Here is a 21,861-nt window from a genome sequence, read left to right as displayed (position 1 = left end):
GAGACCCCCGTCTGTGACTTGCCCGATTACTTGCCGTACCTTGCCTTCACGTCCGCCGTGCACTTGTCCTTGGCATCGCCGGACAGGGCATCGCATTTCTCCTTGTCGGCCTTGTACTTGGCGTCCATGGTGTCCTTCTTGGCTTCGCGACGAGCCTCCGCGACATCTGTGCTGGTTCCCGTGGCGGCCGCCTTCTCGACCTTGGACGCGCCAAGCGCCTTCTCGTGAGCAACCTTGGCTTCCTTCACGCAAACATCTTTGTCGTTGCCCATCTTGTCGCCGCACATTTGCTTAGCCACGTCGTAGTCTCGGTCGGCCTTAACCTTGTGCGCCTTCGCTTGCGCCTTGGCGGTGCCGTCGCGCGAGGCTTCCGCGGTGGCCTTCGCAACATCGCGATCCCGCTTGGCTTCGGCCTGGCAGACATCCTTGGCGTTGGCCGTCATGTCGCCACACCTGGCGCTGGCTGCCTTGTAATCAGCGTCGGCCTGTTTCACCGCGGCGTCGTAATCCGCCTTTGAACCCGCTGCGGACGCGCTTATTGCAAGTACCAAGCTCGTCGGCACAGTAACCATCAGCGAAAAGATGGCAGCGAACAACCATTTCGTCATCATGTCGACCTCCTTATCAGTCGTCGGATTCTTCTGCTTCGCGTACCGACCGTTCCTGGCGCGGTTCTGCGAAGACTAGGCAGAAAACTGTGCCGCCCAAAGGCATGGAGTCAGCTCGAGCACGAAGCATTTGCTTTGCAGGTCGAAGGTCGGCGCAGGCCGGGGCACCGCGAACAGCTTCCCGCCAAAGCCGAGGATTCGGCTGAAAGACCCCACCGGACAGGCTACCGCGTCCACCAGGCTACAGCATGGCCTCTCCGGCGGAACCGCCGAGTCAACAGCCCCTCCGGTGATCCCGCACTGCAACATCGATTGGCATAAGATCTAGTCACAATTTAGGATGGCGATGTCAGGTATTCAAGCATGCGGTGCATGGCAGAAGACCCGCGATGGAGTCGGGCGGTCTGGACGATGTACAAGCGATAGGGCGAACGCTGTCCTAAAAGAACATGTCACATCTTGAGAATGCGTTTGTGACGGTATTGAATTAGTCTTCCGCGCGCGCGGTAACAAGGATGCAGAGTCCTCATGAATTGGCGACCCTCATGCTGATCAAGGACGGCCCGGCCCCCCTGAACTGGAATCGCGCGGATCTTGACACCCTCCCCGAACACCAGTTCGTCAACCTAGAGGAGCTCCCCTCCGGAGACCGACGTCCCCGCATCACAGGGGCGGTGGCGTCCTCAATTCCATCGCGGGAATTCGCAGAAGGAGCTGGTGGCGTTGTATGGGTCCCTCATGACGGCACTGTAGGCGAGTGGTTCGCTTGATCGTTATCGCTAATGGGTGCCTCGATGCGTTTAATCCGCACGAGGTTGCGTGATACGCGGTAGTCCCACACACCTGTCCCACAAACATAGTCGTCCGATTCTCTCGGACACGCGTTGAGTCGAATTTCAGCAGCTTCATGATGAATCCGCTACCCCCCGAGCAAATCGCGGCACCTGAACAAGCCAACCTCGCCATCCTCTTCGGATTGGCGAACGAGGCCTTCGCAGGCTTCGAGAGACTGGTTGCGCTGAATCTGCAGGTAATGAAGTCGATGCTGGCGGATTACCCAAGAGCTCGCACAGAAGTCGTTAGCTGTCAAAGCCCGGCAAGAACTACTCGCCTTGCAAGCCATTCTGATGCAGCCGATCGGCGAGAAGGTGGTGTCGTACAGCGGTCAACTGTACGACATTGGGTCCGCCACGCAATCCGCATTCGCCAAGGTCATCGGGGTGCAATGCGAGGCACTCGTCGAGAATCTTGCGAACAGTGCGTCCGCGGGTTCGGAGCCCGCCGTTACCGCGCTGACGTCGGTGATCACCGCCAACAACAAGCTGTCAGAAACAATGTACCAGACCGTGAAACAGGCGATCGAAGTCGCCGAAAGAAACTTCAAAGCGGCGAGCAGGACGGCGTCGAAGGCGGCCAAGCAGACCATCGAGCATGCGTCGCGCGCCGCCAAGACGTAACGCCTGAGGCCTGCTGTATCGCCAATCGCTTCCTCCTTCGCGCAGAGTGCAGCTGAAGCTAAATTCTCGGCCAGCCACTCGGCTCCGCTGGTCTTTCTGGCTATCTGGACTCGTCTCGCTGGGGCGACCTCGCGGCCAAGTTCGAGGGTTGGAGCCTGGCAAGCGCAGCTGCTAAGCTGAAATCATTGAGGTCGAAACCAGGAGTGGTGATCAAGTACTGAAGACATTCCTGCGCGACAAGGCCCATAGACGCATTCGGCGAGTTCGACGATGGCGCCGAGTGCACACGATCGGAGACATTGCCATGCGCAACATCAAGACCGATTCGCGATATGCAAGCGCTAGTGAAATCCGCGAGATTATTGGTCCCTTTGAAGGCGAAGTGATTGCACGGATTCTGGAGATCGAGCCAACCCTTGAGGATGTGCAGCGGGCATATAGATGGCTGCGCTCCGATGAACACTTGTTGCGAAATCTTGAATCCAATCTAGGAGGAAAGGCGGAAGAGGTGTTCGAGATACTTGACGACGAATTTCCTGATTTCGATTCATCTGGCCATCCAGGTTAGCCAGAGGTGAGTCCGGATGGATCCTCCAATAGTCCTCGCTTACTGTGACAAAACCCCAGCACACCCGCTCCGACGGCGTCCAACCCAATTGGTATCTCGGGTGGACATTGGGCCCCGTCTCTGAAGGAAGGGAGTAAGGTCTGTGCAACCTCCGACAAGGGTCAATGGCGTGGCAACGGTGACGAATATCGAGCCGGAATAAGCGCGCTACGGGTCAGGCAATCCGGCCTGCGGCCCGTCCGACACCACCTCGTGCACGAAACGCAGCTTATCGACCACGACAGGGCTCAGCGCGAACGGGTAGACATCCGACACGCCCAGGCTCCGATTCAGGCTGTTGAGCACGTAGGTGAGAGGAAACCACCGGTTCATCAGGCTTTGGAAGCTGGCATCCTCGACGGGCGTCTGGTCCGTCAGGGTAGGCTCTCCGGCCGTGCCTGGCTTGAGCGCAAGCCCGCATGCCGCGGCGGTGTCCACGGTATCGACGATGTGGAGATAGTGTGCCCAGGTTTCGGCCCAGTCCTCCCACGGGTGCGTGGCCGCGTAGGCGCTGACGTAGTTTTGCTCCCAGCCCTCCTGCGCGCCCTTGTCGTAGTGCGCCTTCAACGCTTCGCCATAGTCCGCGCGCTCATCGCCAAAGCGCTCGCGAAACGGTGCCTGCCAGCGGGTGCCGGCGATCAGGCGATCGAAATAGTAGTGGCCGATCTCATGCCGGAAATGGCCCAGCAAGGTGCGGTACGGCTCGCCCATCAGCGAACGCGTCCTTTCCCGATGGGCGTCGTCGGCCTCGGCAATGTTCATGGTGATGAGGCCGTTGTCGTGCCCGGTCATCACGCGCTCCTCGCCAACGTCTTCCAGGAAGTCGAATTGCAGGCCGAATTCCGGATCGGCTTCGCGGGACACGTGCGGCAGACCCAGGGCGGCTAGCGTATAGAGCACGCGACGCTTGGCGACCTCAAGCCGGGCCCAGTAGAGCCGGTTGTTCGGCTTATCCAGGCATGGCGTGGTGCGCGTCAGCTTGCATGACTCGCAAAGCACGTCTTCCGAAGTGGCCGGGATCATGCCGTTGCACACACCTTCCACAGCGTAGTTCTGGCATTGCTTGTAAAGCTTGTCTTGCGCGCCGGCATTCAAACTGCGCAACAGATTGCCTTGCGCGGGTTGGAACGCGCAGATCTGCGAGATGTCGTAGACGTATCCAAGCAGCGCCTGGCAGCGCTCGCAGGTGACGTTCTCAAAAAACCAGGTTGGAGCAACTGCCGCAGTGAAAGGTCTTCATGGATTCTTTTACCTTGCGAAGAATATTTACACGCCCCACCTGCTGCAAGTGCCGCCGCTAGCGCTCCAGCATCTGTTCGCGGGAGGTGCTCACCAGATCCGCGGGTTGCTCGCTTTGCGGGTCGCGCTCGTCTGGCTGCGTGGTTTTACGGTTTTCTCCCGGCTGTTCGATATGGCCGCGGGCACAGGGCTTGGCCTGTGGCTTCGAATCGGGCCTGCCATTCTCGTTTGTCATCGTCGAGCTCCTGTGCGGTGACGGTTACGAACCGTTTGAGCCATGCTCCAACCCGCAAAATATGTGCCTGGCGCAGGGCACTTGCAAACCGGCACCGATGACAAGCTCGGACCAAGAAAAGCTGCTGGGAATAGTCCAGCGGCTCATGTAACGCTTGTCACGGGCCTGACGACAAGCGAGGAGAATCCGGAGCAAAGATTTGGCGCGGCGTAGCCGGAGGATTCTGGGGTGATGAGTGTCGCGAAGCGGCGCCTGTCTGCTCTCGGGAGTCGCAGGGGGCTGCGTCGAGAGCCGTCACCTCCTCGGAATCGGCCTACCATTGCAGCGAGAGCTTGCGGACGTGAGCGGGCGTGCCAAGCGTCGCCGCCCACATGCCGACGGAGGCTCTGGTGACGGCGGCCCACACGGACCGGTCGGGTTGCTCGGCTGACGCGCCGTTGTGAAGCGCACTGCCACGCGCGCTCGACGACCAAGGTAGCCCCAAATCCGGACGGCCCATGCCGCAGGCTTGCGTCGTGGTTTCGGCCACCGCGGTTCTGCATGGTTCCGTTACGACCCAAAGGCGGTGTGCCTCCAAAAGCAATAAATTGGCAATGCGCTGCGCAAGCCCCCTTGCCCGCCGAACCGAAATCCGTTCGCCCCCCTGCGCCAAAGTCCTCGCATTCGAGAGATGGGGGCGGCTAGATGCCTTCAAGAGGAAATTGAATGCCTCCTCCTTGAAAACCGGCAACAGATTGCCTATTTTAATTTTGCTCAGGCAGTCGCGATGTTGCGCGCTGCGTGTTTCTGTTTGTTTGCCAGCGGCTTGGCAGGCGGGTGGGAGCGCGTTGCCCGTTCGCCTCCTTGCTGCATCAGGAGGATACGACCATGAGTGATCTCTTTTTCGGAACCGACCTCTTCAGCGAGTTCGACCGCCTGCAGCGGCAGATGGCGAGCTTATTCGGTGGTTTCCCGTCCAGCATCCGCTCCGGCCGCTTCGGGGCGTTCCCAGCGGTCAACATTGGCGCGACGGACGACTCGATCGAAATCGTCGGGTTTGCCCCGGGCATCAAGCAAGACAAGCTTGAGGTCTCGATCGACAAGGGCTTGCTGACGATCAGCGGCGAGCGCGAAGCGGTGCAGTCGGAGGATGACCCCGAGGTGCGGCCGTATGCGCAGGAGCGCTTCGTCGGCACCTTCCGGCGCGTCGTCGAACTGCCGCAGAACGCCGATCCCGACAAGGTGCAGGCGCGCTACGCCAACGGCTGCCTGTCGATCAGCATTGGCAAGCACGAATCCTCGAAGCCACGGGCGATCACCGTCCAGTAATGTGAGGAGAATGCCATGAGCGACACTACCCAAGTCGTTGAACGCGACCAGAGCGCGGTAGCAAGACGCCAGGAAGACAGGCCAACGCCCAGAGTCACGCTGCTTCCCGCAGTTGACATCTTCGAGGACAGCAATGGTGTCACTGTCTGGGCCGACCTGCCGGGCGTCACCAAGGACAAGCTCATTGTGAATGTCCACGATGGCAACCTCCACATCGAGGCGGAAGCCATGGTGCCGACACCGTCTGGCCTGCGGGTGCAGCACGCGGAAATCCGCGAGCCGCACTTCGCACGCGCGTTCTCTCTGAGTCCCGAGTTCGATACGTCGAAGATTGATGCGCAGCTGCAGGATGGCGTGCTGAAGCTGACGATCCCGCACCGTGACGAAGCGCGGCCACGTCGCATTGCGGTTACCGCCGGGTGAATGCTGGAGGGCCATCCGCGGCACCGGAAACGGTGGCGTCCGGGTGGGCGCCACCGTCGCCCCCAAGAATATGCGGATGACCGTATCGGCGGCCCCACGACTATGGCTGGGCCTTGCGGCGTCGCCGATGGCCGGGCGCGACCGGTCGTTGCCGGCGGTCATTCGTACCCATCAAATGAGCATTCGGCAGGAGGGTAAGATGAAAACGGAACTGGGCAAATGGAATCCCTTCAAGTTCCTACGGAAGACGACAACTGAAAAGCAACCGATGGAGGATGCGTCCAACGTTCCCGCGTCGAGGCACGGCACGCCCGACTGGCCTGACGTTTCGCGGCTGTTTTCTAGCGATCCCTGGCGAGCGATGGGAGAATTTCTGCACGAACCGTTCGCGGACTTCGGTGGTTTGGATCGATGGTTCGGCGACTTCAGCTCGTCTCGCTTCCAACCTCGGATCGATGTGGTCGACGATGGCGAGGCCCTGAGGATCACGGCTGAGCTGCCCGGTATGGACCGCGAAGACCTGCAGACCACCATCGAAGATGGCGCACTGCTCTTGCGGGGTGAGAAGAAGCAGGACATTCAGAGCGAAGAGAACGGCTGCTACCGCCTGGAGCGAGCGTACGGCGCATTCATGCGCAGTATTCCTCTGCCGGATGGTGTCGACGTGGATCACGTTGATGCGAAATTCGAAAGAGGACTGTTGACACTACGTCTACCTAAGACGGGGTCGTCGCAGTCTGCCGTGAGGACGATCGAAGTGAAGTGAGCTGATGTCTGCAATCCTGAGGCATCGCATGTATTGCGCGAAGCTGCTGCCCGCAGATGGGCAATCCTGGCGGTCGTGGAAGGGGGCGGCTGACGCGGAACGCCAGAGGCGGGCGCAGCCCCCTTTGGCGCGCGCGGTGCTTGGGGCTGCACGCTACTGGCTTCCAATGGGGCTCATTGCAGCGGCGAACCACGGCGCGACGTTGCGTTCTTGAAATCGCCGGCCTCGCCCTTATCTTGGCGGCAATGTACTGTCGGATGGAGACTTCCATGGAGTTCGATTCTGAGTGGCTGACGCTGGGCAAGCATCGGGTGCAGCTCAAGTGCGCGCGCGGCTTCCCTACCGAGCGAACGCGGAGTGTGGCGGAGCTGGCCAAGATGGCCATTGAGAACAACCTGAGCGCGGGGGCCCGCTTGGTCGAGGTCACCGCAGAAGGCGAGAAGGCCTATGTGATCAGTGTCGGCACGACCTTCGCGAAAGACAGGGAGGCGGCGCCCCACCTGGAAGTGGCATTGGCCACAATGTTCGGCTTAGCGCCCGAGCAAGTCAACATAGACGTCGTCGTGGTCAGTCAAACGGAGGTGGATATGCACTTTGGCGTGTATGAGCGGATGCTGGCTGAAAAGCTTGGCGCCGTGCCACCAATCCAGTGAAGCGCGGTCCTGGCATCCGGCGCTACCTGCCGCGCGCCGAGGATCGGCTCGTTGGGTGCACGCGGCCGTGCATTGTGCACAACAGCGCGGCGGGGATGACTAGCGCGTCCTCGCGGAACGCTCGGAAGGCCTTTCAATCAGCGCTCCCTGCGCTTGAAAACCAACCCGCCGCTTCCATAATATGAACAGGCGCCGGTCTGGCTGGCCGAGTCAAGCTCGTCATTGCGTTGAATGGGGAACAAGGCCATGAACATTCGTCCTTTACACGATCGCGTGATCGTCAAGCGGCTGGACGCAGAACATAAGACTGCTGCCGGCCTCGTCATTCCCGATATCGCCGCGGAAAAGTCGGATCAGGGCGAAGTCCTGGCGGTCGGCAGCGGCAAGCGGCTGGGCGATGGCGGTGTCAGCGCACCCAGCGTGAAGGTCGGCGAGCGCGTGCTATTCGGCAAGTATGCAGGCACCACCGTCAAGCTCGAAGGCGAGGAACTGCTGGTCATGCGCGAGGAAGACATTCTGTGCGTCGTCGAATAGAGAAAGAGAGAAAGCTAGAATCTCGCGAGGAGTCTCATCATTGCAGCCAAGGAGATCCGATTTCAGGAGTCCGCGCGCGCCGCATCGTGGCGGGTGTCAACCTGCTGGCCAACGCGGTCAAGGTCACGCTTGGTCCCAAGGGACGCAATGTTGTTCTTGAGCGGTCGTACGGGGCCGCGCTGATCACCAAGGATGGCGTATCGGTCGCCAAGGAAATTGAACTGCGCGACAAGTTCGAATACATGGGGGCGTAGTTGGTCAAGCAGGGCGCTGCCAAGACCTCCAACGTGGCCGGTGACGGCACCACCGCCGCCACCGTGCTGGCCCAGGCGACGGTTCAGGAAGGCATGAAGGACTGGTGGTGGGCCTGAACCCGATCGATCTGAAGCAACGGCATGGACCTGGCCGTGAGCGTTGTAGTCGAGGAACTGCACAAGCTTAGCCGGCCCTGCACCACCGGCGGTGCTGCTGGCGCGCGTGGAGGCCGCCCCATTGAGCGACATTGCCCGCTTGCTGGACGCACCGGTAGAGGAGGTCCGGCGCTGGCTGGATCACGCCGATGCCTTCTCAAGGCCAGGCTGGAAGAGGTTGGGCTGAAGCCCGAGCGGGCGCGCGAGCCTGCCGGCTACATCGTATCGCGCGGAGGGGGCTGGAAGCAGCATCGGTGGGCAAGCGCCCGCGCAGCAAAAATGCTGGGCGGCCCGGTATCTGAGCGCCGGCCAGGATGGGGCGCGGGCCGAGCGTCGCGGCTACGTCAGACGTCATGACCGGCCTTACCCGAGGAGGTTAACCGCGCCGGGAATACCGTCAATCTATCCATCTCGGTTCGTTGCCCGGACCTGACGAGACGCATTTCGTGATCAGGTCTTTAATTCTCGAGCGATGGCAGTGCTCGACCAGGCCAACAAGGGCGCGCCCAAGCGCTACCACTCTGGCGTGCCGTTGAGCATGGCCGGCCTGGTCGATCTCCAGCGCTCCTACCCCTGCCGCTGGCGCTGCCTGCCGGGTAGCGGGCTTGTCCTCGCAATTAAGCCCGGCCGACGCACGCAATGGCCATGCCGCTATGCGCTATCGCTGCAGCTTCCGATATTCGTTGAAATGCCGGATCGCTCGCATCCCGTTGCCGAGGGTCTCGTAGATGTGGGCCGCGTTGAAGTGCGCGTCGGCAAAGTCCGGCGCTAATTGGATGCAGCGCTCATAGCTGGTGAGTGCCTCCCCGGGGCGTTCCTGATCCTCCAACGCTACGGCCAAGTTGAAGTGGAGCAACGGCTCGCTCGGCAGCTGTGAGATGCCAGAGCGGTACAGTTCGGCCGCGTCGCCAAACCGGCGCGCGTCGCACATCATGCAGCCCAGGTTGAGATACGGATCCAGAAACGTTGGTTCTGCCGCCAAGGCCCGCCGGTATGCGGCCTCGGCATCGATCGGCTTCTCCGTTTCCAGTTCGGCACCGATGAGAAACCAATCCTGCGCGTCGGCAGCTGGTGGCCGCGCGTCGTGCAGTGATTGCACCATCGCGGCGCCCGGGTCGCCGGGCTCAAAATCCATCAGCATCTGGCCAGACACGGCCTGCCATCCTTCTCTGCCCTCATCCCTTGTCGCCACCTCGTTGCCCATCGCGCGAATCCGCACGCCGGTCAGCGGCTGGCCGGCGCCGCGAGAGGCCTTCACCCTCGCCAGGGCGCGGACAATCAGCCGCGTTGGGATCTTCGCGTCATGCAGGGAATTTGCTGTCCGGAGCAGCACCATGTCCTGAAACGTGAAGAGGAGCGCCCGGCGCGGCCCGCGTGTGGGCGTGATGATCCCCTCGGAGACCAGCCTCGTGGCCACCGAGCGCGGGATGCCCAGCAACGCCTCGGCGTCCTTCAGGGTGTACGTCGGCATTGGCCCTTCACTTTTTCCCCGCTGAAGCGCGCTTGGCGGGAGTTGGCGCCGGTGCGGGCGCCGCAGAGGCACGCTTCGCAGTCTTCTTGGTCCTGCCCTCCGCTGCAGCCGCTGAGGTCGCTGCCTTCGTTCCGCCCTGTTTGCGCTGGTTCATGCTTGCGCGCAGCGCCTCCATCAGGTCGATCACTTCTGCGCCCTGACGCAGCTCGCTTCGCTCCTCGCTCACGGCGATCTTCTTGCCGGCGATCTTCTTGTCGATGGCCGCCAGGATGCGGTCTTTCTCCTCATCCTTGTAGGCCGAGGGGTCGTATCCTTCTACCGAGTTCTGCTCGATCAGTTGCTGGGCCAATGCCAGTTCGGCGGGCTGGACCGGGGCCTTCTCCACATGCAGGTCCACCATCGATCGGACTTCGTCGGCGTAGAGTAGTTGCTGTAGTACCAAGCCCTCGTCGGTCGCCCGCACCTGCACCATGTATTGCTTGCCTTTCCAAGTCCACTGCGCGAGCGCACACGTCCCTGTCTTTCGCATTGCCTCGGCCAGCAAGTTATATGGCTTGCCGCCACGCTTGTCTGGCCCCAGGTAGTAAGCCTTGTCGAAATAGATCGGATCGATGGCCCCAGATGGCATAAACGACACGATATCGACCGTGTGCTTCGCCTCGTCCTCCAGCGCCTTCAATTCGTCTGGCTCAAACACCGCGTAGTGATCCGGCTCGAACTCATAGCCCTTGACCATCTCGGACCGCTCGACCACCACATCCTCGCGGATGCAGACGTATTGTTGCTTGAGCCTGGAGCCGCAACCCTTGTGCAGCAGATTGAAGCCAATCCCAGACTTGCTTTCGGTGGCGCTGAAGATCTTCACTGGGATAGACACCAGGCCGAAGCTGAGGGAAAGAGAGGCAATGGAACGGGCGGCCATAGCGATCACCGTGCTGGGCGGAAGTACACCAATCCAAGCTTAGATCGTGCCCGCAGGAATGACGACGCTGCGGGTTCCCCTTGGGGATAGGCAAGCACTTGCGGAAAGGCATGTGCAGGGCGCGACGCTCGTGTGCGTGTAGTTTTTGGTTTGCATGCACAGCACCCTTGCAAGCCAATGTCGGACATCGGCTTATTGTCTTCCCCGGCCCCGGGGAAAATACTTCGATCACAGCCATCCACCGGAGACAGACTCATGGCAAACAAGAATGTGCACGTCGTTCCACACGGCGATAAATGGCACGTGATTCGCGAGGGCGCTAATCAACCGTCCTCCCAGCATGACGACCAGGAGCAGGCGATCGCCGCCGGCACTGCCGAGGCAGAGCAAGACAAGGTCGAACTGCTCGTGCATGGGCGAGATGGGAAAATCCGGATGCGCAACAGCTACGGACACGATCCCCGCGACGTGAAAGGCTAGCTTCAATCCGTGGCCAAGTCTGCGTCTACCAAAGCGCGCAGCCTGGAGCGGTATCGCCAGAAGCGTGACTTCGCGGCCACGACGGAGCCGAGCGGCGAGGCCGCGGGGTCGCTCGCGTCCGCCGCCGGCGGCGCGATGAACTTTGTCGTGCAGAAGCATGCGGCTCGCCGGCTCCACTATGACTTTCGTCTCGAACTGGAGGGTACCCTCAAGAGCTGGGCGATCCCCAAGGGACCCAGCTTGGATCCTGCTGAGAAGCGAATGGCCGTACATGTCGAGGATCACCCGCTGGATTATGCGAGCTTCGAGGGCGTGATCCCGCCCAAGCAGTACGGGGCCGGCACCGTCATCGTTTGGGATCGAGGGACGTGGACGCCGGTTGGCGATCCAGTGGCCGGCTACCACAGCGGCAAGCTGAAGTTCGAGCTGCAAGGTGAGAAGCTACATGGCCATTGGACCTTGGTCAGGATGCACGGCCGCGGCGACGAGCGTCAGGAACCGTGGCTCTTGATCAAAGAGCGGGATGCGTTTGCGCGCTCCGCCGCGGAGTACGACATCACCGAAGCCCTGCCGGACAGCGTGCTGGACAAGGTCAACAGCAGATCGGGTGCCGGTGGTAAAGCGACGACTGCCGTGCCAAAGCAGCGTCGCTCGCGCCCGGCGCAGGGCCGCCAGGCACTACCCGCTGCAGCACGCCCTGCCCCCTTCCGCTTGCCTTGGCCCCGCAACTCGCGATGCTCGCTTCAGCGGTGCCGCGCAACGCCGAACAATGGGCCTATGAGATCAAGTTCGACGGATACCGGCTGCTGGCCCGCGTCGACGGCAAGGACATCCGCCTCTTTACCAGAAACGGTCATGACTGGACCGCTCGCCTCAAATCGCTCGCGACGGAAATCGGGACTCTCGACCTTGGCTCAGGTTGGCTAGATGGTGAGATTGTCATTCTGAGCGACAAGGGCGCCACGGATTTCCAGGCGCTGCAGAATGCCTTTGAAAGGTCGCGGGTGGAGGACATCCAGTACTTCGTCTTTGACCTCCCCTTCTTCGAGGGCCACGACCTACGGCAAGTTCCCTTGGCCGAACGCAGGGCGCTGCTGAAGGAGGTGGTGGCCGTGCCAGTTGCAATGCGAGTCAGGTACAGCGAGGCCTTTGAGGGCACGCCGGACGACCTTCTTGCCGCAGCGTGCCAGATGGGCCTGGAGGGGCTGATTGGCAAGCGCGTCGACGCGCCATACGTCTCGGCCCGGGCGCCGAGTTGGATCAAGCTCAAATGCGCGAAGCGGCAAGAGTTCGTCATCTGCGGATTCACGGCCCCGAAGGGAAGCCGGCATGGCCTGGGCGCGCTTTTGCTTGGCGTGCACGATGAAGCCGGCAAGTTGCGCTATGCGGGCAGCGTGGGAAGCGGCCTCGATTCGCGCATGCTGACCAAGCTGCTCGCACTGCTGAGCGAGCTTGAAGTGCCAGCCTGTCCCTTCGAGAAGCCGCCACCGCGTTTAGCCGGCCGATGGGTCAAGCCGAAGCTGGTCGCCGAGATCTCGTTCGCCGAGTGGACCGAAGAGGGTCGAGTACGGCATGCGGTCTTCCATGCCCTGCGCGCGGACAAGGAACCGGGCAGCGTGACGCGGGAGCGGCCAGTGGAGGTGGAGCCACCGCGGCCGCGCCCGGCTCTCTCGGTGAAGGTCACCAACGCGGAACGCGTGATTGACCCAACGACCGGGCTGACGAAAGGCGACCTGGTCGGCTTCTACGAGGCCATCGCGCCGCACCTGCTCCCGCACCTGCGCGGCCGACCCGTCTCCCTGGTGCGCGGCCCCTCCGGTATCGGTGGTGAGCTATTCTTCCAGAAGCATACGGAGGCAAGCAAGATCCCGGGCATGAACGTGCTGGACCCGTCCCTATGGGCAGACCATCCGGCCCTGCTTGAGGTGGGAAGTGTGTCGGCCATCGTCTCAGCTGCTCAGCTGAACGTGATCGAGTTCCACACCTGGAACGCGACCAAACGCAGCATCGATAAGCCGGATCGCATCATCTTTGACCTGGACCCCGGCGAGGGTGCGCCCTGGCAGCATATGCTCGAGGCAGCAATGCTGACGAAGGCTATGCTGGATGAGCTTGGCCTGGTGAGCTTTCTCAAGACCAGCGGAGGCAAGGGCCTACACGTCGTCGTGCCGATCGCTCCTCGCCTGCCATGGGACACCGTCAAGACATTCTCGCAGGACGTCGTCGTCCATATTGCGCGGACCATCCCCCAGCGCTTCGTCGCTAAAAGCGGGCCACGCAATCGGGTGGGAAAGATCTTTATCGACTACCTGCGCAACGGGCACGGCGCAACCACAGCATCCCCGTTCTCGGCTCGCGCCAGGCCCGGGCTTGGGGTCTCGATGCCTGTAGCCTGGGAGGAGCTGGAGGAGCTGACAGGAGGCGATCATTGGACGATCCGGACTGCCGTGCAGCGCGTTGAAGCCGTCGGCTATGTCGATCCGTGGGCCGGATATTCTGATACCGGAAAGAAGCAACAACTGAGTTCCGCCATCCGGAAAATGGCAAGTTAGGCGGGATGGAAATGTGTGGAGGCTTTCTTATGACAAATCTTGAGACGTTTCCTACTGCGGAGCGCGAAGCCTTTGCCCACGCCTGCCGGCGGCACGGATTCATCGCCGCGGACTTCAGCGTCTGTGACTCCACTGAAACCCAGGTCCGATTGGTCAGTGTCCTTAGGCCCGAGACAGGAGCGCTAATGCAATATGCGGCAGGCCCTCGTGAGTTTTGGCCGGCAGAGTTCGAACAGGACCTGATCTCCGAGATCTTTGGCAGCGCTCCCGATTGATGAAGGGATACAGGGAAGCCGAATTCGCTGGGTTAGAGTCCTAACGAATCGATGGATTGCCCAACATGTAACGTTGCCGGGAGCGCTCCGGGCTGCTGCTACGCAGAATCGCCCATCCTTGAATTATCAGACGGGCTCTCAGCCGGCAGTGGGTGGACGCGCAGCAGGCGGTAGCGGAAAGGCAGGTGGCGCGGGAGCGCGCCTGCGGTCCGAACTCGAGGTGGCGCGGCGGTGGGCAGAGCGTGGACGGGGAGGCGTACAACCTGCGCTATCACAACAGTGCGGACAAGGCATGGTTGTTCGCAGCGCGCGGCGTCTATGCCTTCACCAAACGCACAATCGATGGCGCTCGTCTCGAAGCCCTTCTGGCGGACGAAGAAGCCATCTCCTAAATGCAGGGAACCTTGCCGAACCTGATGCGCCCGCCGTGCGGGTGGGTCCGAAAGCGGCCGTCCATCGTCACCGTTGAGCATCACGCGCCTGCATCGGCTGCGCGGCAATCCAGCTAATTCCGGATTTCCGGCCCAGCAAAAACGCACGTAGCCCAGCTAATTCCGATTTCCCACAGCTATTAAGGGCCTCTACCAGCACTTTCAATATTGGGCGTGACCACTGTATAAATGTACAGTACACTGGTTCTTAGCTACTCACGAATCCGTCATGACCTGCCCTGCCCCTGAATCCATCCACCCCGCCTTATGGCGAGCCTCGCAGTTGGCTCGGGCAGCCGGGCGAACCGTCACCACCGGCTACCCGATGCTGTCGCGTGCGCTCCCGGGCGGCGGCTGGCCGACCGGCACGCTGGTGGAACTGCTCGTCCAGCAAGCTGGTGTGGGGGAGATGCGGCTACTGCGCCCTGCCTTGGTCGAGGTCTCGAAGCGGCCAATCGCAATGATCCAGCCGCCACATACGCCGCAGGCGCTCGCTTTCGCGAATCTGGGGCTACCGCCGCAGCAACTGCTCTGGATTCGCGGCCAACGGACGGCCGACGCCCTATGGGCGGCGGAGCAGCTGCTGCGTGCCGGTACCTGTGGCGCCCTCCTCCTTTGGCAACCGAACGTCCGCAACGACGCCCTGCGCCGCCTACATCTGGCCGCGCAGAGCGGCGAGACGCTGTTCTGCCTGGTGCGGCCAATGGCCTGCGCGCGCGACGCGTCGCCCGCCTCCTTGCGCATCGGCGTGACGCCGGCCGAGGGCGGCGTCGACCTCACCTTCATTAAGCGGCGCGGCCCCCAACAGGATGAGCCATTGCGCGTCCAGCTGGAGCCGTCGCCGATCCTGCTTCATCGTCATGCTGCGCCTCTGGATCTGCCTGTACCTGCCCAACCTGTCCATCGAAGTGTTCCGGCCGAACTGGTCCATTGAACTGGCGGTGGCCGTGCTGGACAAGGACCGCGTGCACCTCGCCTCGCGCCTCGCCCTTGCTGGTGGCGTGCGGCCAGCGATGCGCCGCGGCGGCGTCCAAACGATGGCGCCGCAAACGCTGCTCCTCGATCGCGCCCCTGAAAAAGAGGGCGATGCGCTGAGTCGCGTGGCAATGACCCTGCTGCAATTCTCACCTAGCGTGGTGGAGGCCGAGGAAGCCACCGTACTGGTGGACGTCTCGGCCAGCCTTCGCCTGTTCGGCGGCGTGCGCCGGCTGCGACGCAGGATCCGGGACGCTGCGATGGCGCTCGGCTTTACGACAGCACTGGGCTGTGCGCCGACCGCCCAGGGGGCGTGGCTACTGGCCCGCGCCGGCGGCGGCCAGGCGCTCAAGGCGACCTCCCTGGAGCGGCAAGTGGTCGAGCTGCCCGTCGCGACACTACCGGCAGCACGTCCCTATCTGGAATGGCTTGATGGCCTGGGGTGTCGCACCCTCGGTGACCTGCGCCGCTTGCCGCGCGCTGGCCTGCAACGTCGGTGCGGCGCCGGGGTAAACGAGGCCATGGACCGGGCACTCGGACAGGCCCCGGAGATCTTTGACTGGCTCGAAGCGCCGCCCGCCTTCAGTGCGCGCGTCGAGTTGCCGGACCGCATTGAGCACGCGGAGGCCACCCTACTCTACGCCCGCGGCCTGATCGTCCAGATGATCGGGTGGCTGACAGCCCATCAGCTGGCGGTGACGAAGATCACGCTCGACCTGCAGCACGAGCGTGGCCGGGAAGCCCTGCCGCCCACGGTGATCGAAATCGCGCTGGCCGAGCCCAGTTGGAGCGAGGATCACCTGGTGCGACTGCTGCGCGAGCGGCTGGCGCAGTTGCAGGTCGAGGCGCCAATGATTGCGGTGCGCCTGACCGTGACCGACGTCCAGGCCAAGGCACCGCCCAGCGAGACCTTGTTCCCGGAGCCGGGCGGCACGCCGGAAGACCACGCGCTCGTGATGGAGCTGCTTGCGGCGCGTCTCGGTGCGGAGAACATCCTGCGCCCCGAGATGCGGGCGGACTATCGCCCCGAGGTCGCCAATGCGTGGGTATCAGCCGTCGGCAAGCCTGGGCCCACCATCGAGGCGCCGCGACTGCCCCGCCCGACCTGGTTGCTCGACAAGCCGATCGCACTGCTGATCCGCGATCACCGGCCGTTCTACGGCTCGCCGCTGCGCATGGTCTCGCCGCCGGAGCGCATCGAGGCGGGATGGTGGGCGGGCGAGGTGGTGACGCGGGACTACTACGTGGCCGAGGGCCGGGATCACGCTCACTACTGGGTGTACCAGGAGCGCAGGGGTAGCCGCGAGGGCGACGAGGCGCAGTGGTACCTGCACGGCCTGTTCGGGTGAGGCAACGCCATGGATTCCCTGCTGACCGGCGGCGGCCTACCCGACTACGCCGAGCTTCATTGCCTCTCGAATTTCTCGTTCCTTGAAGGTGCTTCGCGCGCCGAGGAACTGGTCGAGCGCGCGGTCCAACTCGGTTACAGCGCCCTGGCCATCACCGACGAATGTTCCCTGGCCGGAATCGTCCGCGCCCACACCGAGGCCAAGAAGCATGGCCTCAAGCTGCTGGTCGGCGCCTTCTTCCGGCTGGTCAATGCCGATGGCAGCCCGGCGGTGTCGTTTATCGCGATCGCCCGCAACCGCGAGGGATACGGCAACCTGTGCGAACTCATCACGCTGGCGCGTACGCGCACCAGCAAGGGCGCCTACCTACTGACCCGTCGCGACCTGGATGCGCCCGAGGGCGACTACGCTCATCTGCGCGGGCTGCCGGACTGCACCATCCTCTTCACGCCGGACTATTGCGCGCCGGCGGACAGGCTTGATGCCCAGGCCGCGTGGATCACGTCGACTTTCGCGGGCCGCGCCTGGATCGGCCTGACGCTGCTGTACCGTGCGATGGACGACATGCACCGGGCAGCCGTGATGCAGGCGGCCGCGGCGAATCACTTGCGGGTGGTGGCCACCGGCCACGTGCTGATGCATGTGCGCTCGCGCAAACCGCTCCATGACGTCCTGAGTGCCATCCGGCTGCGCAAGCCTGTGCCAGAGTGCGGCTACCGGCTGACGCCCAACGCCGAGCAGCACCTGCGCTCCCGCCTGCGGCTGTCCAACATCTACCCGCACCGCCTACTGACGGAATCCTTGCATATCGCCAACCTCAGCCGGTTCTCGTTGGACGAATTGCGCTACGAGTACCCCGATGAGGTGGTGCCCAAGGGAGCTAGCCCACAGGACTATCTGCGCGACGAGACCTATATCGGCGCCCACCGCCGCTTTCCCAAAGGCATCCCGGCGCCGGTCCAGGCGCAGATCGAGCACGAACTGGCTCTGATCGGCGAAATGCAGTACGAGCGATTTTTTCTGACGGTATACGACATTGTCCGCTTCGCCCGCGCCAATCGCATCCTGTGCCAGGGTCGCGGCTCCGCGGCCAATTCCGCGGTCTGCTACTGCCTCGGCATCACCGAAGTGGACCCGGCGCGCGGCAACCTGCTGTTTGAGCGCTTCATCAGCAAGGAACGCGGCGAGCCACCCGATATCGACGTCGATTTTGAGCATCAGCGGCGCGAGGAGGTCATCCAGTATCTGTACACCAAGTATGGACGGACCCGCGCGGCGCTGGCAGCGGCGGTGGCAACCTACCGCCCGCGCAGTGCGCTGCGTGAATCTGGCAAGGCCTTGGGCATCGACCCGGCCATCGTTGACATGGTCGCGAAGGCCCATCACTGGTTTGACGGCAAAGCGGACCTGCTCAAGCGCTTTGCGGAAAGTGGCGTCGATATCGAGAGCGAGCTGACCCAGCGGTGGGCCAACATGGCGACGCAGCTGCTGGGCTTTCCGCGACATCTGTCGCAGCATTCCGGCGGTTTCGTGCTAGCCCGAGGAAAGCTCTCGCGTCTCGTGCCGATCGAGAACGCGGCGATGCCGGATCGCAGTGTGATCCAGTGGGACAAGGATGATCTGGATGCCGTAGGGTTGCTCAAGGTCGATGTGCTGGCGCTGGGCATGCTGTCCGCCATCCACCGCGCGCTAGACCTCGTCTCGGAGCAGCGCGGTGAGGTGTTCGAGCTGCAGGACATCCCCGCCGAGGATCCGGAAACCTACGAGATGCTCTGCCACGCCGACACCGTTGGGGTGTTCCAGGTCGAATCCCGGGCGCAAATGTCGATGCTGCCCCGGCTGCAGCCGCGCACCTTCTATGACCTGGTCGTTGAGGTCGCCATCGTGCGACCGGGTCCGGTGCAGGGCGGCATGGTGCACCCCTACCTGCGTCGCCGGCAAGGCAAGGAACCGGTGACCTATCCCAGCCCAGAAATGGAGAAAGCCCTATCGCGCACGCTCGGCGTGCCGATCTTTCAGGAACAGGTGATGCAGGTCGCTATGCTCGCGGCCGGCTTCTCGGCCGGCGAGGCTGACCAGTTGCGTCGGGCCATGGCCGCCTGGAAGCGCAAGGGCGGACTCGAGCGCTATTACGACCGCATCATCTCCGGCATGTTGGAGCGTGGCTACGAGCGCGAATTCGCCGAGAGCATCTTCCGGCAGATCCAGGGTTTCGGGGAATATGGCTTCCCGGAAAGCCACTCGGCCAGCTTTGCACTACTGGTCTACGCCAGTGCCTGGCTCAAACGCCATGAGCCAGCGGCTTTCCTCTGCGCCATGCTCAACAGCCAACCCATGGGCTTCTACAGCCCCTCTCAGCTCGTGCAGGATGCCAAGCGGCATGGCGTCGAGGTCCTGCCAGCGGACATCACCGTCAGTTGCTGGGATTCGGCGCTGGAGACGCACGAGAGCAGGCCGCCGGCGGTCCGGCTTGGCCTGTCCCTGCTGCGTGGCATGCGGCAAGAAGCCGCTCTGCGCATCGAAGACGCTCGCTCGGTGCGCGCATTCACAAGCGCCATGGATCTGGCCCGCCGCGGGTCATTGGACCGGCACGACATCCAGGTGCTCGCCGCCGGGAACACCCTGCGCGCCCTCACGGGAGACCGACGCCAGGCCCTGTGGCAGGCCTGCGTTGCTGTGCCCGACAAGGACTTGTTGCGTCCCGCGGACCTGATGGAGGAGCTGCCCACCCTTGCGCCGCCAAGCGAGGGCGAGGAGATCGTGGGGGATTACCGGTCCATGGGGCTGACGCTGAACCGGCACCCGCTCGCCCTGCTTCGCGCACAACTCGCCGCGCAACGCTTCGAGCCGGCATCGACCCTTTTTGGCTACCAGAACCGCCAGCTGGCGCGCGGCGCCGGCATCGTCACGGTGCGGCAGCGACCAGGGACCGCGAACGGGGTCCTGTTCATGACCATTGAGGACGAAACCGGCACGGTGAACGTCATCGTGTGGCCATCGGTATTGGAGCGGTACCGCAAGGAAGTCCTGGGGGCACGCCTGATCGGTGTCCTCGGGCAATGGCAATGCGAGGGCGAGGTTCGGCACCTTGTCGCGCAGCGGATGGTAGACCTCACGCCGCTATTGGGGCGGTTGCCGACCAGCGGGCGAGATTTTTGCTGACGGGGCTAGATATAGCGCGCTTCCTTATACGATTTCGAGGACTCCTGGAGAACGGACAATGTGCAACAACTACCTTCCGGTTCAATCCCAGCTTCTGTGCGACGTCTACGGTGTCGAGCCACCCCTCGACTAGCGGCTGCCTTTGCAAAAAGAGAAGGTGTGAGACCGGCGCATCGGCGCACTAATCCATCTGGCTAATGGCTCGGTACGTGATTGTGAGTATGATTTTTTCCGGGGACTGATTCACCGCGATTCACGCAGCAATGGTGAGGGGAAGGTCCCGACCGATACATCAGACTTTACGGCGTCAAGACACGTGCGGCCTGTCCGGATATCACGGTGTTTTGGCAGAGTAAGCGCGGGTTCCCATTCGAGGAGGCACGATGCATTGGATCGCGACTTTCAACGCCGGTCATGACCTTGCGAGGGGCGCCCCTTGCATACCCGGGAACATATCGGAAGCCGATTCCGGACCAAGCCGGACAATCATCCTGTTCCGGATTGTGGTCAACGGGCGCGGCACCTATTACGGTTTTTTCCAGCACGCCTGCGATGCCATTGCGGATGCGCTGGATCACGGCGCGTTCAGCGTCGCGGTGGTCAGGGCCTAGCCAGGCGCGGGCGGCTCGCCAGCCGCCTGCCCGCGCGGCAGACTGCGCGGCCAGAAGACACTGAGACCTACTCAAAAGGCAGCTATCGCGTGCCAGAAGCAATGCTTATCCTGGGCGGCCTCAAATCTGAAGTGCAACACCTTGCTTCGGGTAAGGTGCTCAGATGCAAAGCAGAACTTCGTACCAACAACTTCAGCCTGAGGAGCGCATGACGATTGCGAGCATGAGCCAGAGCGGTTCGAGTGTGCGGGCCATGGCCCGCACACTCGGGCGCTCGGCGGGCACCGTCAGCCGTGAACTGAGGCGAAACAGCTGTGCGCTGCGTGGCTACGCGAGCCTGCCGGCGCAGGCCATGAGGCAGGCGCGGCGGGTTCAGGCGCGCCCGGTAGCGAAGCTCGATCCGCAACACGCTCGGTGGGGCGCGGTGCTGACTTTGTTGGATTGGAAGTGGTCGCCGCAACAGATCGCCGGTATCCTTAAGCGAGTGTGGCCCGAGGACCCCAGCATGCATGTATCTCACGAGACGATCTACACGGCCATTTACGCGCAGCCCAGGGGCGAGTTGCGCCGCCAGCTCATCGCCTGCCTGCGCCATGGCCGCAGCACACGCATGCCACGCAAGCGCGGGGTTGATCGACGCGGGCAGATTCCTGAGATGGTCAGCATCCATGTGCGCCCGCCCGAGGTCGAGGACCGCGTCATGCCGGGCCACTGGGAGGGTGACTTCATCAAGGGCGCGGGCAACAAGTCTTCGGTGGGCGTGCTGGTCGAACGCAGCAGTCGTCTGGTGCTGTTGGCCAAGATGGATGACGCTACTGCGGCCTCGGCGCTGGCCGGCTTTTCTGCCAAGCTCAATTCGATTGCTGAGCCGCTGCGCCAGAGCCTGACGTACGACCAGGGAAAGGAGATGACGCGCCACAGTGAGCTCAGCGCCAACACTGGCGTCAAGGTGTACTTCTGCGATCCGCACAGCCCCTGGCAGCGCGGCACTTGTGAGAACACCAACGGGCTGCTGCGCCAGTACCTGCCCAAGGGCACCGACTTGTCCGTGCACACACAAGAAGAACTCGACGCAATTGCCGACAGCTTGAACAAGCGACCTCGTGCTACGCACGCGTTCCACTCCCCACTGGAGGTGTTCGCTCGTATGCTCAAACAAGTTTCTCACCCCCAACTTCAATTCACTGACGCGGGTGTTGCACTTGGGACTTGAAACCGCCCTGTTATATGCAGGCGCATTGGGCGATTGGAACCGAGCTCAGCTGCACGCCCGGCACGGCGAAGGGACAGGAGGAAAGCATGGATTACTACGTCTTTAAGTCGCCTCAAGATAACCATGCGGCGGTTGCGCGTATGGGGGAGGGCGGCACTGCAGGCTGGCCCGCTATTTATG

The 21,861-nt window shown here is 62.7% G+C and carries 19 protein-coding genes and 4 pseudogenes; 18 read left to right on the top strand and 5 right to left on the bottom strand.

The features are described from left to right. Nucleotides 1-26: 26 nt before the first annotated feature. Nucleotides 27-611 (bottom strand): hypothetical protein, encoded by a 585-nt coding sequence (locus OMK73_RS05190; protein ID WP_267601061.1) that lies wholly within the window; start codon nt 609-611, stop codon nt 27-29. 907 nt (nt 612-1,518) lie between these two features. Here OMK73_RS05190 and OMK73_RS05185 point away from each other — a divergent pair. Then, nucleotides 1,519-2,065, top strand: a pseudogene (locus OMK73_RS05185) (phasin family protein). Between the two features lie 304 nt (nt 2,066-2,369). Further along, nucleotides 2,370-2,633: a hypothetical protein gene (locus OMK73_RS05180; RefSeq protein ID WP_267601060.1), complete on the top strand. Its 264-nt coding sequence runs from the start codon at nt 2,370-2,372 to the stop codon at nt 2,631-2,633. 207 nt (nt 2,634-2,840) lie between these two features. On the opposite strand, the pseudogene OMK73_RS05175 reads toward OMK73_RS05180, so the two are convergent. Then, nucleotides 2,841-3,912, bottom strand: a pseudogene (locus tag OMK73_RS05175) (zinc-binding metallopeptidase family protein). 57 nt (nt 3,913-3,969) lie between these two features. Then, nucleotides 3,970-4,146, bottom strand: coding sequence for a hypothetical protein (locus tag OMK73_RS05170; protein ID WP_267601059.1), 177 nt, complete (start codon nt 4,144-4,146; stop codon nt 3,970-3,972). A gap of 867 nt (nt 4,147-5,013) precedes the next feature. Here OMK73_RS05170 and OMK73_RS05165 point away from each other — a divergent pair. The 6 genes and pseudogenes from OMK73_RS05165 to OMK73_RS05140 all read left to right on the top strand — a co-directional run. After that, nucleotides 5,014-5,454, top strand: a complete 441-nt coding sequence (locus OMK73_RS05165; protein ID WP_267601058.1) for an Hsp20/alpha crystallin family protein — start codon at nt 5,014-5,016, stop codon at nt 5,452-5,454. A 15-nt stretch (nt 5,455-5,469) separates the two neighbouring features. Further along, nucleotides 5,470-5,877 (top strand): Hsp20/alpha crystallin family protein, encoded by a 408-nt coding sequence (locus tag OMK73_RS05160; RefSeq protein WP_267601057.1) that lies wholly within the window; start codon nt 5,470-5,472, stop codon nt 5,875-5,877. Nucleotides 5,878-6,076: 199 nt separating this feature from the next. Beyond that, nucleotides 6,077-6,643: an Hsp20/alpha crystallin family protein gene (locus OMK73_RS05155; RefSeq protein WP_267601349.1), complete on the top strand. Its 567-nt coding sequence runs from the start codon at nt 6,077-6,079 to the stop codon at nt 6,641-6,643. A 269-nt stretch (nt 6,644-6,912) separates the two neighbouring features. After that, nucleotides 6,913-7,296, top strand: a complete 384-nt coding sequence (locus OMK73_RS05150) for a hypothetical protein (protein ID WP_035866346.1) — start codon at nt 6,913-6,915, stop codon at nt 7,294-7,296. A 246-nt stretch (nt 7,297-7,542) separates the two neighbouring features. Then, on the top strand, nt 7,543-7,830 hold the full coding sequence (locus tag OMK73_RS05145) for a co-chaperone GroES (RefSeq protein WP_267601056.1): 288 nt from the start codon (nt 7,543-7,545) through the stop codon (nt 7,828-7,830). Nucleotides 7,831-7,869: 39 nt separating this feature from the next. Continuing rightward, nucleotides 7,870-8,288: pseudogene (locus tag OMK73_RS05140) on the top strand (TCP-1/cpn60 chaperonin family protein); the annotation flags it as partial. Nucleotides 8,289-8,898: 610 nt separating this feature from the next. Here the strand turns inward: OMK73_RS05140 and OMK73_RS05135 are convergent. Continuing rightward, the gene (locus OMK73_RS05135; RefSeq protein ID WP_267601055.1) at nt 8,899-9,711 is read right to left on the bottom strand and encodes a tetratricopeptide repeat protein; all 813 of its coding nucleotides are present in this window, start codon (nt 9,709-9,711) and stop codon (nt 8,899-8,901) included. 7 nt (nt 9,712-9,718) lie between these two features. Further along, complete coding sequence (locus OMK73_RS05130) at nt 9,719-10,633, bottom strand: Ku protein (protein ID WP_267601054.1); 915 nt, start codon at nt 10,631-10,633, stop codon at nt 9,719-9,721. A gap of 255 nt (nt 10,634-10,888) precedes the next feature. Between OMK73_RS05130 and OMK73_RS05125 the strand changes: the two genes are divergently transcribed. From OMK73_RS05125 to OMK73_RS05085, 10 genes and pseudogenes are all read left to right on the top strand, one after another. After that, complete coding sequence (locus tag OMK73_RS05125; protein ID WP_267601053.1) at nt 10,889-11,113, top strand: DUF2188 domain-containing protein; 225 nt, start codon at nt 10,889-10,891, stop codon at nt 11,111-11,113. Nucleotides 11,114-11,122: 9 nt separating this feature from the next. Further along, nucleotides 11,123-11,578 (top strand): annotated as a pseudogene (locus tag OMK73_RS38125) (DNA polymerase ligase N-terminal domain-containing protein); the annotation flags it as partial. Between the two features lie 251 nt (nt 11,579-11,829). Beyond that, entirely contained in the window at nt 11,830-13,665 is a 1,836-nt protein-coding gene (gene ligD, locus OMK73_RS05120) for a DNA ligase D (RefSeq protein ID WP_324291661.1), read from the top strand. A gap of 29 nt (nt 13,666-13,694) precedes the next feature. Continuing rightward, nucleotides 13,695-13,940 (top strand): hypothetical protein, encoded by a 246-nt coding sequence (locus tag OMK73_RS05115; protein WP_267601052.1) that lies wholly within the window; start codon nt 13,695-13,697, stop codon nt 13,938-13,940. A 152-nt stretch (nt 13,941-14,092) separates the two neighbouring features. After that, the gene (locus tag OMK73_RS05110; RefSeq protein ID WP_267601381.1) at nt 14,093-14,332 is read left to right on the top strand and encodes a hypothetical protein; all 240 of its coding nucleotides are present in this window, start codon (nt 14,093-14,095) and stop codon (nt 14,330-14,332) included. A 268-nt stretch (nt 14,333-14,600) separates the two neighbouring features. Beyond that, nucleotides 14,601-15,305, top strand: coding sequence for a translesion DNA synthesis-associated protein ImuA (gene imuA, locus OMK73_RS05105; RefSeq protein WP_267601051.1), 705 nt, complete (start codon nt 14,601-14,603; stop codon nt 15,303-15,305). Next, the gene (locus OMK73_RS05100; RefSeq protein WP_267601050.1) at nt 15,232-16,695 is read left to right on the top strand and encodes a Y-family DNA polymerase; all 1,464 of its coding nucleotides are present in this window, start codon (nt 15,232-15,234) and stop codon (nt 16,693-16,695) included. The genes imuA and OMK73_RS05100 overlap by 74 nt, the downstream gene beginning before the upstream one ends. Nucleotides 16,696-16,704: 9 nt before the next feature. Further along, nucleotides 16,705-19,857 (top strand): error-prone DNA polymerase, encoded by a 3,153-nt coding sequence (locus tag OMK73_RS05095; RefSeq protein WP_267601049.1) that lies wholly within the window; start codon nt 16,705-16,707, stop codon nt 19,855-19,857. Between the two features lie 383 nt (nt 19,858-20,240). Next, nucleotides 20,241-20,468, top strand: a complete 228-nt coding sequence (locus OMK73_RS05090; RefSeq protein WP_267601048.1) for a hypothetical protein — start codon at nt 20,241-20,243, stop codon at nt 20,466-20,468. Between the two features lie 163 nt (nt 20,469-20,631). Then, nucleotides 20,632-21,681, top strand: a complete 1,050-nt coding sequence (locus OMK73_RS05085; protein ID WP_267601047.1) for an IS30 family transposase — start codon at nt 20,632-20,634, stop codon at nt 21,679-21,681. The last annotated feature ends 180 nt before the right edge of the window (nt 21,682-21,861 follow it).

It is taken from the genome of Cupriavidus sp. D39 (assembly GCF_026627925.1).
GTDB lineage: Bacteria > Pseudomonadota > Gammaproteobacteria > Burkholderiales > Burkholderiaceae > Cupriavidus > Cupriavidus ulmosensis.
This window is presented reverse-complemented; position numbering and strand designations above follow the sequence as displayed.